The 12660-nt window shown below is 70.7% G+C and carries 11 protein-coding genes; 7 read left to right on the plus strand and 4 right to left on the minus strand.

The features are described from left to right. Nucleotides 1-186: 186 nt before the first annotated feature. The gene (locus ACZ4UV_RS49235) at nucleotides 187-954 is read right to left on the minus strand and encodes a hypothetical protein (protein ID WP_467848757.1); all 768 of its coding nucleotides are present in this window, start codon (nucleotides 952-954) and stop codon (nucleotides 187-189) included. Between the two features lie 665 nt (nucleotides 955-1619). Beyond that, complete coding sequence (locus ACZ4UV_RS49240; protein ID WP_451018796.1) at nucleotides 1620-4400, minus strand: helix-turn-helix transcriptional regulator; 2781 nt, start codon at nucleotides 4398-4400, stop codon at nucleotides 1620-1622. A gap of 216 nt (nucleotides 4401-4616) precedes the next feature. Here ACZ4UV_RS49240 and ACZ4UV_RS49245 point away from each other — a divergent pair, with 216 nt between their 5' ends. The 5 genes from ACZ4UV_RS49245 (at nucleotide 4617) to ACZ4UV_RS49265 (ending at nucleotide 9556) form a co-directional block, all read left to right on the plus strand. After that, nucleotides 4617-4835 carry an FAD-binding protein gene (locus ACZ4UV_RS49245; protein WP_451018797.1) on the plus strand — a complete coding sequence of 73 codons (219 nt, stop codon included), beginning with the start codon at nucleotides 4617-4619 and terminating at the stop codon, nucleotides 4833-4835. A 160-nt stretch (nucleotides 4836-4995) separates the two neighbouring features. Then, a complete protein-coding gene (locus tag ACZ4UV_RS49250; RefSeq protein WP_451018798.1) occupies nucleotides 4996-6243 on the plus strand; it encodes an FAD-binding protein in 1248 nt (415 codons plus the stop codon). Nucleotides 6244-6439: 196 nt separating this feature from the next. Beyond that, on the plus strand, nucleotides 6440-7183 hold the full coding sequence (locus tag ACZ4UV_RS49255) for an SDR family oxidoreductase (RefSeq protein ID WP_451018799.1): 744 nt from the start codon (nucleotides 6440-6442) through the stop codon (nucleotides 7181-7183). 84 nt (nucleotides 7184-7267) lie between these two features. Beyond that, nucleotides 7268-7738, plus strand: a complete 471-nt coding sequence (locus ACZ4UV_RS49260; RefSeq protein ID WP_467848769.1) for a carboxymuconolactone decarboxylase family protein — start codon at nucleotides 7268-7270, stop codon at nucleotides 7736-7738. Nucleotides 7739-8023: 285 nt separating this feature from the next. Next, a complete protein-coding gene (locus ACZ4UV_RS49265; RefSeq protein WP_451018801.1) occupies nucleotides 8024-9556 on the plus strand; it encodes an MFS transporter in 1533 nt (510 codons plus the stop codon). Nucleotides 9557-9670: 114 nt separating this feature from the next. On the opposite strand, the gene ACZ4UV_RS49270 is transcribed toward ACZ4UV_RS49265, so the two are convergent. Beyond that, a complete protein-coding gene (locus ACZ4UV_RS49270; RefSeq protein ID WP_467848775.1) occupies nucleotides 9671-10909 on the minus strand; it encodes a PP2C family protein-serine/threonine phosphatase in 1239 nt (412 codons plus the stop codon). A 313-nt stretch (nucleotides 10910-11222) separates the two neighbouring features. Here ACZ4UV_RS49270 and ACZ4UV_RS49275 point away from each other — a divergent pair, with 313 nt between their 5' ends. Next, nucleotides 11223-11480, plus strand: coding sequence for a hypothetical protein (locus ACZ4UV_RS49275; protein ID WP_467848778.1), 258 nt, complete (start codon nucleotides 11223-11225; stop codon nucleotides 11478-11480). Nucleotides 11481-11620: 140 nt separating this feature from the next. After that, nucleotides 11621-11854: a hypothetical protein gene (locus tag ACZ4UV_RS49280; RefSeq protein WP_451018804.1), complete on the plus strand. Its 234-nt coding sequence runs from the start codon at nucleotides 11621-11623 to the stop codon at nucleotides 11852-11854. Nucleotides 11855-11870: 16 nt separating this feature from the next. Here ACZ4UV_RS49280 and ACZ4UV_RS49285 read toward each other — a convergent pair whose 3' ends face one another. Next, nucleotides 11871-12305 carry a VOC family protein gene (locus ACZ4UV_RS49285; protein ID WP_351603610.1) on the minus strand — a complete coding sequence of 145 codons (435 nt, stop codon included), beginning with the start codon at nucleotides 12303-12305 and terminating at the stop codon, nucleotides 11871-11873. Nucleotides 12306-12660: the final 355 nt, after the last annotated feature.

The following is a 12660-nucleotide window of genomic DNA, read 5'->3' on the forward strand; positions in this document are numbered from 1 at the left end:
TTCCTCATCTCGTGATTCTGCACATCACAGTGTGCGTCGTGGTTGCGGCCGGCGTTCTGCGGCCATGACTGTCCTCCGGAGCGAGGATCATCGCCGTCTTCTGAAGTCCGGGGGCGGCTGGCGTTCGGGCTCCCGAAGGCACCCTCCGGCCGGTCGCCTCACACGTGGCGCGGCCGGGGGAGCGATTCACTCGTGACGTAGTCCCTGCGGTCGCGTCGAACGCCACAATGCCGGCAGGGTCAACAGGGTGACACCGAGGGAGACGGCCGCCCCGATGCCGGCTATGGCCAGTAGGGTGCTCCAGTTGTGCGTCCTGAGCGCGACCTCGCCTGCTGCGATGGTGGCGGTCATCCCGCGGTTCGCGCCGACTAGGCGCAGGGCGGCCAGCCGCCGGTCCCGTCGCTCACCACCGAACCGTACGGCCGCGGCGATGAAAACACCGACGGGGAGGAGCAGTACGACGATTCCTGCGATGCAGAGGAGGACGAGTTCGGGGGGAAGGGGCTTCTTCGCGTAGGCCTTGCCGAAGTGGTCGAGCCGTCGCGTTTGCCCTGCATCGGCCGCCATGTGGTTCGCGACCAGATAGAAGACGTGCTCGCCCGGGTCGAGCAGACCTGCATCGCCGATCTCACCCGCGATGGGATGGGCGAGGCGCTCGCGCAGCAGGCCGTCTCCCGGTGCGGCCAGCAGTTTGTGCAGTGCAGGAGATACGACCATCTCCCCGGGGCGTGGGTAGCGCTGGACTCCGGGCGGCAGCGGTGCCGCGGGTCCCTCCGGCTGCACCATGCGCCCTCGGATCTCCTCGCCCCGGAACACCGTGTTGATTTCCCTGATAAGAACAGTGTGATCCGAGCGCGTGATGGCGCGGTCGCTGAGGTTGACATCGATGCGGTGGTGGATCCGCTGGTCCCGGTGGTGTCTGACGGTCGGCACCGACGCGGCGAACAGCAACATTGCCACACCCAGCCCCACTCCGACAGCTGTGAGAGACGTGCGGATCGCGCTGTTCCGCCCGCCGAAGAGTGCGAGTCGAGCGCCGAGGGCGAGCGCGCGGAGACCTCCGAGACGCCGACGTGCAGGTGGGCTCACAATGTTCCTCTCGTACGACTGGGGACAGGGTGCCGTCGCGCGGCGCAAGGGTGGGCAGCGGACGGGCGTGAACGCCATCTGCGATGCCCAGGTCGACTACACGCTGTGCGTATAGTCGAGTACACGGTACCAATGCATCGTCGTGCAGCGTGTCACACTCTCACTGATGGGGCGGGCGACTCCTGTTCGACGACGTCTCATCGCGCCAGCAATTCCAGTCCACAAGAGACGTCCGGCCGGGTCGGCGAGGATCACCCACTCCCCGTCTCATGCACACGCGTGTACCGGGGCACTGGTTCCTAGCGCGCCGTGGTGATCAGGACCGGATCGGCAGCTGGGACCAGTGGCCGCCCGCTCTGTCCTCCCCCTCGCCCATCACGAGGTGGGGCGAGGCCGACCTCGTTCCTCGCCTGCGCGAGGCAGTGACCGCCCTGGTGCGGCTGGACCGAGCGCACCGGATCTAGGCGCTGCATACCGTCACCCCATAGGTGCGCGGCCCCCGCGGATTCGTGATGGCTGTCGGTTCAAACTCACCGTGCCCGTGCGATGTCGAGGACGTCCGGCAGGGCTCGGCGGGAGCTGATGCCGAGCTTCACGTAGACCTTCCGCAGGTGCCATTCCACGGTATGGGGGCTGATGAACAGCTCCGCGCCGATCCGCGCGTTCGTCATGCCGTCGGCGGCGAGGGCTGCGACCTGCGACTCCTGCGGGGTGAGAGCGTTCGTCGGTGTGGTCTCCCGCGCGGTCACCTGCTCGCCGGTGGCGATCAGCTCACGGCGGGCCCGTTCGGCGAACGCGTGAGCCGGCATCGCGCCGAACATGTCGTAGGCCGTGCGGAGATGCTCGCGGGCCTGCGCGCGGCGCTGTGCGCGCCGCAGCCACTCGCCGTACAGCAGGTGGGTGCGTGCCACCTCCACGACAACCCCGCCGTGGCCGAATTCCTCGATCGCCGTGCGGTACAGGCGGTCGGCCGCCTCACCGTCGGCCAGCAGCGCCTCACTGCGTGCGCTCGCACCCCGCGCCCACCCGGAGTCGGCGGCGCGGGTGAGTTCGGTAAGGCGGGCCAACGAGGCGCGAGCCTGGTCGAGTTCACCGCAACGCGTCGCGGCCTCCACGTGTTCGACCAGCGACAGACCAGTGAAGTTGAAACCGTCGTGCTCGATACCGGTGCGGGCGGCCTCGATCGCCTCTTCGTAGCGGGCCAGTCCGTTGAAGAGCACGCCCTGGATGTAGCCCATGGCACCGAGCAGGGATACTTCGCCCCGCTGCACGGCGCGCTCTCTGGCTTCTTCGATGATGCCGGCGGCGACATCCGCCTCACCCCGCCACGCGGCCAGGACGAGCGTGGCGTATTTGTGCGGGGCGTGGCCGGTCGCGGTGGCGATCGCGTCGGCCTCGTCGATCATCCGGTCGGCCTCGGCGAAATCGCCGTAGTGGATGTGCACCCCGCCCGCGTAGATCAGAGCCGGCGGCAGGCTGCCGAGTGCTCCGATGTCGCGGGCCAGACGCACTGCGCGAGTCGAGAGTGTGTCCCAGGCATGCAGGTCCCAGGCCCAGTGGATGAACGACTCAAGCGCGACCGGGGCCAGCAGCAGCCACCGTACGGTCGCCTCCCGCGTGTGGAGCTCTTCGTGCTCGAGCAGGTCGAGTGCCTCGCGCAGGGCCGGGACGGCCGTCTCCGAGCCATCCGCGAGCAGGGCCGCCACACCGTCCAAGAGAGCGTCCGCGGCCTTGGAGCCCGAGGAGGGCGCCCCGGACGCGCGGGCCGCTATCGCCGCGGCTCGGGCGCCTGTCGGACCATGGACCCGGCCGGCGAAGATGGTCGCGCTGATCGCCTCCAGGTACGTCTCCCGCGCCAGGGGAGATCCGGCCGCGGTGAACTGTGCCGCCGCGTTCAGGAGCAGTGGTGCCGCCTCGTCGCTGCGGCTGCGGGCGAACAGGATTCTGGCCCGCAGACGTGCCAGGCGGGCCCGGTCCAGGACGCTGAGGGGATACAGGTCGGCCACCGCGGCCAATTCCGTGGCCCGTTCGGGCGCGGCGGCCGAGAAGTGCGCCTCGGCCGCCGCAAGGGCCCGGCGCCCTCGCGGCCAGGGATCGGGCGTCACCTCCACCGCGCGTTCCAGCAGAACCGCCTCGGCCGCGATGCCCCCGCGCTGCCGGGCGCGGTCGGCGGCCTGCTCCAGTCCTGCGGCGACCTCCTCGTCCGGCCCGTCGGCCGCCTGCGCGGCGTGCCAGGCGCGCCGGTCAGGGTCCAGGAGGGGGTCCGTGGCCTCGGCCAGGGCCCGGTGCACCGCACGTCGATCCTCCGGCTCGGCTCCGTGGTAGACCGCCGAACGGACCAGCGGGTGCCGGAACCGTACGGGCTCGCCGAACTCGATCAGGCCGGCTGCCTTGGCCGGTGCGGCGTCCGGAGTGATGCCGAGGGAAGCGGCCGCGCGGGTCAACAGGCGCACGTCGCCCACCGGTTCCGCCGCAGCGATCAGCAGCAGGGTGCGGGTCGCGGCCGGCAGCGCACCGAGCCGCCCGGCGAAATCACGCTCGACGCGGCTGGCCACCGGCCCTTGGACGACCGGGGCACTCGACGCGTCGACGCCGTAGGCCAGTTCGGCGGCGCTGCGGCCGCGGGAGAATTCCAGCAGCGCCAGCGGGTTGCCGTGTGTCTCGGCCACGAACCGGTCCCGGACCCGCTCCTCCAACCGTCCCCCCACAGCTCCCTCCAGGAGTTCCCCGGCCGAAGCGGCGTCAAGTCCCCTCAGTTGCAGCGCCGGAAGGCCCGCGAGCGCGGACTGCCCCTCGGGGTCGCGGACCGCGAACACCAAGGCGACCGGCTCCGCGAGCAGTCGCCGGGCCACGAACTCAAGTGTCTGCAACGACACTTGATCCAGCCACTGGGCGTCGTCCACCAGCACCAGCACCGGCCGGGTCTCCGAGGCGCGGGTGAGCAGGGTCAGAACGGCGAGGCCGACCAGGAAACGGTCGGGCGGATCGCCGACCGCCGTCCCGAATGCCACGCGCAGGGCGTCACGTTGGGGTTGCGGCAGTTCTTCGACACCGCCCAGGAACGGCGCGCACACCTGGTGCAGACTCGCGTAAGGGAGCTCCATGTCGGCCTCGACACCGCGCGCCCAGGTCACCTGCACCCGGGACGCCTGCGCAGCCATGTACTCCAGCAGCACCGACTTGCCGATACCCGCCTCGCCCCGGACGACCATGACGCGGGAACCGCCGGCCCGAAGGCCGGCCAGCAGGTTGTCGAGCGCCGTGCACTCACGCTGCCGGCCGACCAGAGCGGGAAGCGGGCTGGCGATCATGCGACTCGGCTCCTCGGCGGGATCCGGGGGAACAGTGCTCCCACAGCGGTGTTCGGAAGAATCCTTGTCACGATACCCGCGGCCCCTCCCCCGCGGTGCGGACAGACGGTGTGACTACTTCCACGCCCGGAAACACGCTGAGGTTGTCACAAATCGGGGGCCTGTCCGGTCGATCCCAACCAATGATCCTGTCCGTTCGCTGTCGTAGGAGGACCCATGTCTTCGCTCGGACACCAGCTCACCACGTCTGTCCTCGTGGTGGGAAGCGGTGCATCAGGCCTCCGAGCGGCCATCGAAGTCGCCGAGGCCGATGTCGCGGTCGTCGTGGTCACCCAACGGGCCCGCGAAGACCCCGGCCGGCGCGGCGTGGGACGATGCCGAGTGGGCGCTCGCCCCTGCCCGCCTTGGCGACACCGGGGAGCGGCATTCGGCTGACACGTCGCGGCAGAGCCGCTTACCGGCCGCTCTGCCTAGCGAGCGGATCGCGCCCCGCGCCGCCGCGCAGCCCATCGACGGCGTCGAGCCCCGCGGCAGGTGCCCCGGCCGCCCGTCCACCACACGGCTCACCGGCCCGGACCTGCACCGGGCCCTGCGTGTGCGCGGGCGGCATCTCGCCATCCCCGTCCTGCCGCACGTGTACGTCACCCGGCTGCTGGTCGACGACGGAACGGTGTTCGGCGCCTACGGATTCGGCCTCGTCGACGGCTCGCGCTACCTCGTGCACGCCGACGCGGTGATCCTCGCGACCGGCGGGCACACGCGCATCTGGCGGCACACGTCCTCGCGCCGCCACCAGAACACCGGCGCCTCCCTACGGCTGGCCGCCGAGGCCGGCGCCCGGTTGCGCGATCCCGACCTGGTGCAGTTCCACCCCTTCGGGCTGATCGAGCCGGACCACGCCGCCGGCATGCCGGTCAGCGACAGCGCACGTCACGCGGGCGGCGTGCTGCTCAACAACCTCGGCGAGCGGTTCATGACGCGCTACGACGCTGAGCGGATGGAGCTCTCCGCCCAGGAAGCCGTCACACGTGCGTCCTACACCGAGATCCAGGAAGGCCGCGGCTCCCGGTCCGGCGGCGTCTGGCTCGACCTGTCCCACCTGCCCGGTGACACGGTCTTGGCACGGCTGCCGCACCTGCACCGGACGCTACTGGAACTGCAGATGCTCGACATCACCCGCGACCCCGTCGAGGTCGTGCCGACCGCCTGCATCTCCCTGGGCGGCATCTGGGTCGAGGCCGAGGACCACAGCACCGACGTGGACGGGCTTTTCGCGGTCGGGGAAGCAGTCGGCGGCCCGCACCGGCCAGAAGAAGACTCCCTCTCCGAAGTCCTCACCCATGGGCGGATCGCCGGGCGCGCCGCGGTGGAGTACTCCGCCACACTCACCGGTCCACGCCACTCACCCGCCGCGACCCGCGCCGCGGAAGCCGACGTGCTCCGCCTGGTGGCCGCCGACGGCGACCACAACGCCCGCGCTCTGCAGCGCGCGGTACGGCGCCTGATGACGGACCACGTCGGCGTGGTCCGGGACGAGGCCGGACTCGTCGCGGGATTGACCGCGCTCGACGAGATCGAGGCCCGGATTGCGGACATCGGCGTGCACATCGACATCGGCGGCTTCTCGGACCTGGCGCACGCCTACGACCTCAGATCCGCCGTGCTCGCCGCCCGGGCGACCCTCCAGTGTGCTCGGGAGCGGCTCCGGCCCCAGGACTGCCACCACCGGTCCGAGCGCCCCGGCGCCGCGCCCGCCCTGCCGGACGCCATGGTGTGGTCCGCGACGACCGGCGTGCGCCGCACACCCCTGTGGCCCGCCCCGACCGGAATCACCGAGCCGTGACGCGACGCGACGCGTCCGACTATGCCGGACCCGCCGTGTGAGGGCGATCGAGAGCGGCGCGAAATCTTTGTGCGCCGCCCTGTCACAGATGCCGGGGTCGCCTGGTCAGGAGGGTACGAGCCATCGCGGCCGGTGCCGTGGACGAGGTCGCCGCAGACCCACCGGGCACCGTGCGAGATCAGTGAAGGGAAAGTCCATGAAGGTCGTAGTGATCGGCGGAACCGGACTCATCGGTTCCAAGGTCGTCTCCAAGCTCAACGAACACGGTCATGAGGCGGTGGCAGCCTCCCCGAACACCGGAGTCAACGCGGTCACCGGCGAAGGCCTGGCCGACGTCCTGAAGGGCGCCTCCGTCGTCGTCGACGTCTCCAACTCCCCCTCCTTCGACGACGACGCGGTGATGGAGTTCTTCCGCGCCTCCACCACCAACCTGCTCGCCGCGGAGGCTGCCGCCGGCGTCACACACCACGTGGCTCTGTCCGTCGTGGGCACCGACCGCCTCCAGCAGTCCGGCTACTTCCAGGCCAAGCAGGTCCAGGAGGACATGATCCGGGACTCCGGAGTGCCGTACTCGATCGTCCACGCCACGCAGTTCTTCGAGTTCGCCAAGACCCTCGCGGACTCGGCGACCAGCGGTGAAACGGTGTCCGTCGCCCCCATCAAGATCCAGCCCATCTTCTCAGGCGACGTGGCCGCGGCCGTCGGCCGCACGGCCGTCGGCACTCCGGTCAACGGAATCGTCGAGGTCGCCGGCCCCGACACCTTCACCCTGGAGGACTTCATCCGCAAGGGCCTCACGGCCCACAACGACCCCCGCACGGTCGTGACGGATCCGAAGGGTCTCTACTGGGGCGCCGCCCTCAAGGAGTCCGACCTGCTGCCCGGCCCCGACGCACAGCTCGGCGAGACGCACTTCGCCGACTGGAGCAGCAAGCAGTAACCGCGAGCCCGGAGCCCACGGCCCCGAAATCGCAGCAACCTCACGACAGTTCGTCTCCCATCACTCGACTCTCAGGATCCCTACATGGACGCGCGCATCAACTACTTCGGCAACGCTCTCGCGGGCAAGGTCATGAAGCACCTCAACTCGGCCGGGGCCGCTGTGCACTCGGCGCTTCCCGTCGCCACCCAGGAACTGGTGAAGATCCGGGCCAGCCAGATCAACGGCTGCGGCTTCTGCACCGACATGCACACCAAGGACGCCACCGCCGCGGGCGAGGACCAGCAGCGGCTGCACCTGGTCGCCGCCTGGCGCGAAGCCACCGTCTTCACCGACGCCGAGCGCGCGGCGCTGGAGGTCACCGAGCAGGGCACCCGCATCGCCGACGCGGCGGGCAGTGTGTCGGACGAGGCCTGGGCCAACGCCGCGAAGCACTACGACGAGGACCAGCTCGCCGCGCTGATCTCGTTGATCGCGATCATCAACGCCTACAACCGCATCAACGTCATCAACCAACAGCCCGCCGGCGGCTACAAGCCCGGCATGTTCGGCTGACCCGCGCGCTCCGGCCCGCCGGACGCCCACCGTCCGTCTCCCGCTCGCCCCGGCCCACCGAGCGGGAGACGGACCCTCGGACACCCTGCGTCCACACGACGCCACACCGCGAACCGCAGCACCCCGGGTCCCACGCGAAGGCCCACCCGCGAACCACCGCACCCCGGGCATACGCGACGCGCCACCCAGCGCACCCGTGCGTAGACGAGAAGACCGACCCGCCGCACCCGCTGCCCGGCACGAACGCACCGGCCGCCTCCTGGCCCACTGTCCCAAGGAGACGACATGCACCCCTCCCCCGCCCCGAGCGACCCGGCCTTCCTGCGCATCGCCAGCGCCCGTGGCCGATGGACCCTTCTGGCCACCGTCCTCGGCTCCGGCGTGGTGCTGCTCGGCTCGACCGTCACCAACGTCGCGCTGCCGCACATCGGCGACGACTTCGACGCCGACCTCACCGCACTCCAGTGGACCGTGAACGCCTACATGCTGACCCTAGCGGGACTCATCCTGCTGGGCGGATCCCTGGGCGACCGCTTCGGCCGACGCCGGATCTTCGTCCTGGGCATCATCTGGTTCGCTGCGGCGTCCCTGCTGTGCGGACTGGCTCCCGACACGACCACGCTCATCGCCGCCCGCGCGCTCCAGGGCGTCGGCGGAGCGCTGCTCACCCCCGGCTCACTGGCGATCATCGAAGCCTCCTTCCACCCGGACGACCGGCCGCGCGCCATCGGCCTGTGGTCCGGGTTCGGCGGCATCGGGGCGGCACTCGGGCCGTTTCTCGGCGGATGGCTCGTCGACGGCCCCGGCTGGCGCTGGACCTTTCTGCTGACGATCCCCCCGGCGCTGCTGTGCGTGCCCCTGGCAATGCGCCACGTCCCGGAGTCCGTCGGCAGGCCTCAGCAGCCCACCGTCCCGGCCGGTACCCACACCCCGTCCCGGCGGGGCTTCGACCTCGCCGGTGCGGCGCTGGGCGCGCTGACGCTCGCTCTGGCCACCTACGCGCTGACCGAAGCCCGTTCCGGCGGGCCCGTCGCCCTTGCCGCGGCCGCGGGCAGCATCGCGGCCGGGGCCGCGTTCCTGCTGGTGGAGCGGCGCAGCAGCGACCCGATGATGCCCCTGTCGATCTTCTCGTCGCGGCCGTTCACGGCCATCAACCTGATCACCCTGTGCGTCTACGCCGGGCTGGGCGGGTTCTTCTTCCTGACCGCCCTGCAACTCCAGATCGTCGCCGGCTACTCGGCACTGGCGGCGGGCGCCGCCATGTTGCCGAGCACGGTACTGATGCTGCTGTTCTCCGCCCGCTCCGGGACGCTCGCCCAACGCCTGGGACCGCGCATCCCGCTCACCGTCGGCCCTGTGGTGTGCGGGGCGGGCATGGTGATGACGGCGCGGGTGGGCACGCACGCCTCCTACTTCGCCGACGTTCTGCCCGCCCTGCTCGTGATGGGGACGGGCATGGTCATCATGGTCGCTCCGCTGAGCGTGACGCTGCTGGCCTCGGTCGAGGCCGCCGACGCGGGCCTGGCCAGCGGAATCAACAACGCGGCCGCACGCGCGGCCGGGCTGGTCTCCGTGGCCGCACTGCCGCTGCTGGTCGGCATGAGCCCGGACGCCTACCGCTCCCCCGGCTCCTTCGACACGGCGTTCAACCGGGCCATGCCCCTGTGCGCGGGCCTGCTGGCCATCGGCGCGGTGATGGCCTTCGCCCTGCTGCGCGAAACCGCCGACACCTCTGACGCACGGCACGGCCGGGCTCACGGCTGGCTGATGGAGCCGCCGCTGGTGTCGCGCTTCGCCCATCACCGGGCTCTCGACTAGGTCGAGAGCCGAGATCCCCCGGCCGGGGCGCATTTGCCAGCCGGTTCCCGCCCCTTCCCCGGCGGGAACCGGCTCCGTCCGTAGGCCGGGCCGGTCCTGCGGGTCGGCAGAACATCAAACCCCGCCCCCTCCGTCGCAGGACAGATGAAGCACCGCCACATCGTCCCGTAGCCCACCGAACGGGGCGGCCAGCAGCGATACGCCGCCTACCAAGGCATCGACGAACGTTTGCGCCTCCAGATGCGCAAGCCGACCGGCCAGCCTCAGCAAGCCCTCCTCCCCGAGCCGTCCGCCGGCCGTACGACCTTCGTAGAGTCCGTCGGTGAACAGCACGATGCCGTCCCCGTCCGACATCGCCATCTCGCTCTCGCGCCAGTCCCCTTGCCCGGGGAAGAGTCCCAGCGGGAGACCTGGCGGCGGCTCCACCCAACGGACCTCTCCCCTGTGCCGGTGCAGAAAGCCCGGATGGCCGGCGGTAACCGTCCGCAGGGTGCGGCGGTGGGGCGACAGGACCAGGGACACCACGGTCGCGTAGGTCTCCTCCTCCGCTCGTTCCTCGGTCAGGATGCGTTCGAGCAGACGGAGTTGTTCCAACTGGCTCTGCCCGCACAGCACGGCCGTGCGCCATGCCAGGCGCAGGTGGACACCGAGGGCGGCCGCGGCGGCACCGTGCCCGGACACATCGCCCATGACCACGTGGGCGCTGCCGTCGTCGCCGCGCACCACATCGCAGAAGTCACCGCCCAGCAAAGTGTGCGCCCGACCCGGCGCGTAGTGGAAGGCGGTCGTGAAGCCGTCTGCCTGCAGCGTCAGGTCGGGCAACAGGCCCCGTTCCAGCAGGGCGTTGTCCCGCGCGATCTCCTCGCCCGCCACGGTGCGCCCCGCGACGGCACGTTGCAGCGCCACCCAGATCTTCCGGCAGAACTCGTCTGGAGCGCTGCGGCGGTGATCGGCCCAGCCCTGCACCGAGCCGGCGACAGAGCGGAAGGCGTGGGACGCATACGTGCCCTCAAGAACGAACACGGCCGCGGCGGGGGCGTGGCGGCGTACCCGGGTGACGACGTCGGCCAAGGTCCGTCCGGCCGGTGTGCTGCCCACCAGAACGCACAGCGGGCCGTGGGTGCCGGACGTGCGGCATCCTTCCTCGACGCTCGTGTGCCAAACCAGCGCATCGGCCAGCCGGTCCGGAAGCAGCCGCCGGACGTGGACCGCGTCCTGTTCGTCCTGGGACAGCAGAACCACGCGGAGGTCGCGGCAGAAGGAGAAGTCCCCACGGGGACGGGCCTCGCGAGCCCGATGTCCTCCACAGCGATCGACGGCCGGAACGTCCGGCCGCGGAATGGGGATGCTCATGTGTGGTCTTTCGTGCGGCGAGAGGCGATGGCGGCTCCACGCACGAGTGTCGGCGGCTCGCGGAACGCACACCCTTTTTCTCCTGCCTGGCCCGATCTGTTCGCTCATGAGACAGAGGCACACACGTATCTGTGACACCAAGATCTCCATCCACGAGCCGCGCCACGGCAGTTAAGGGGGACAGCTGCAACAGGCCGATTCGCTGTCACGAACCGGGGCGCTGTCCAGTCAATGAAGAAAGGGCGGAACTCCTCGCGGAGCCCCACCCACCTTTGCCGCCATCGCCGCCGGCAGAGAACGGAGATGAGACCTCATGTTCAGCACGCCCAGAGACTCCCGCATCTGGTTGGTCGGGCTGCCGTGCCGGTCGGACGACTCCCGGATCGTCTGGCTGTACTACGTCGTCCGCGAGGCGCCGGACAGCGCCGAAGCCCTGTGCGCAGCGGTGCGCCGGGCCCACAGCGCCTCCGAGTGGGACGCCCGCGGCCAGGGGCCCGTGGAACCCGATCGCGCCGAGGTGCGGCGAATACGACACCACATCCTGGGCGACTTCGCCCTGGAGGCCTGCTGAACCCAGGACGTGTCAGCCCCGGCCCCGCCCCGGGCCACCCGCCCCCCTGTGGGTACGACGCCTCCGGCTGTCACAAGCGCGCCCCCTGTCCGGTCAGTACGGGGATTGGTGTCCGACATGATCCGAGGAGGATCGGGAAGATGTCCCAAGGCGTTGATCTTCAGGCGGACCCCGCCACGGTCGCGGCGTCGCTCACGGCCGAGGCGACGGCTCTCGAGGGGCGGCTGCGCCAGCTCCGTGAGGCCGTTCACGTCGTGAACACACGTATCGCGTCGATCGCCGAGTCCCTCCAGACCCTGCGCGGCACCGCGACGACACACGGCGCAGGTGAGCGTCACTCCGGATCCCCGGAGGACGCCCTCCCTCGCGATTGAACACTGCACGAGCCTCTCAGGCCCGCGCCGGTACCTCCTGAAGCACCCATTCGTTGCCGTCCGGGTCGCTGAACTCGGCGTAGGAGTGATAGTCACGACGCTGCGGGTCGGGTCCCTCGACCCGCTTCTCGTCGGTGCTGCGGTGGAACACACCGCTCGTGTCATGGAAGATTCCGCCGGTCACCACGCCCCTCGCGTCGAGTTCCCGGCAGGCCTGCTCGATGTCGGAGACGACGAGGTGCAGGCCCCGCACCGAGCCTGGGGCGGCCGTGGTGACTCCGGTCCCGAACAGGATCGAGCACGCCGATCCCGGAGGCGTCATGTGCACCACGCGATAGGAGGCGTCGATGGCATGGTCGGCATCCAGTCGGAACCCGACGGCCTCGTAGAACGACTTCGCCCGGTCGACGTCCGAGACGGGCAGTACCAGGACGGCCAGCTTGAGCTGCATGACGTCGGCGCTCTCGCCGGCGGGCAGGTTGCCCGCCTCGGCTGACGCGCCCTCGCCCGCAGCGCGGGTGTCGGCCTGCGCGGTGTCCTCCACCTCCTCGATCTCCACCCTGTACCGGTGGATCCCGGTCCGCAGGCCGTTGGCCACGACGGTCCAGCCTTCCACCACGCGCCAGATCGCGTCGGTGCCTTGCAGGTACGTGCCGTCCGGCGCGGCGGCAGCTTGCAGTTCGGCATCCAGTGCCGGCTGCCGTTCGTGCGGCACGTGGAGTTCCAGGACGAAGCGGCGCAGCGACCGTGTGCCGTGCGCGGCTTCCGCCGCGGGCAGTGGTACGGCGGCCATCTCGCGGAGCCCG

It is taken from the genome of Streptomyces sp. NPDC028289 (genome assembly GCF_055565975.1).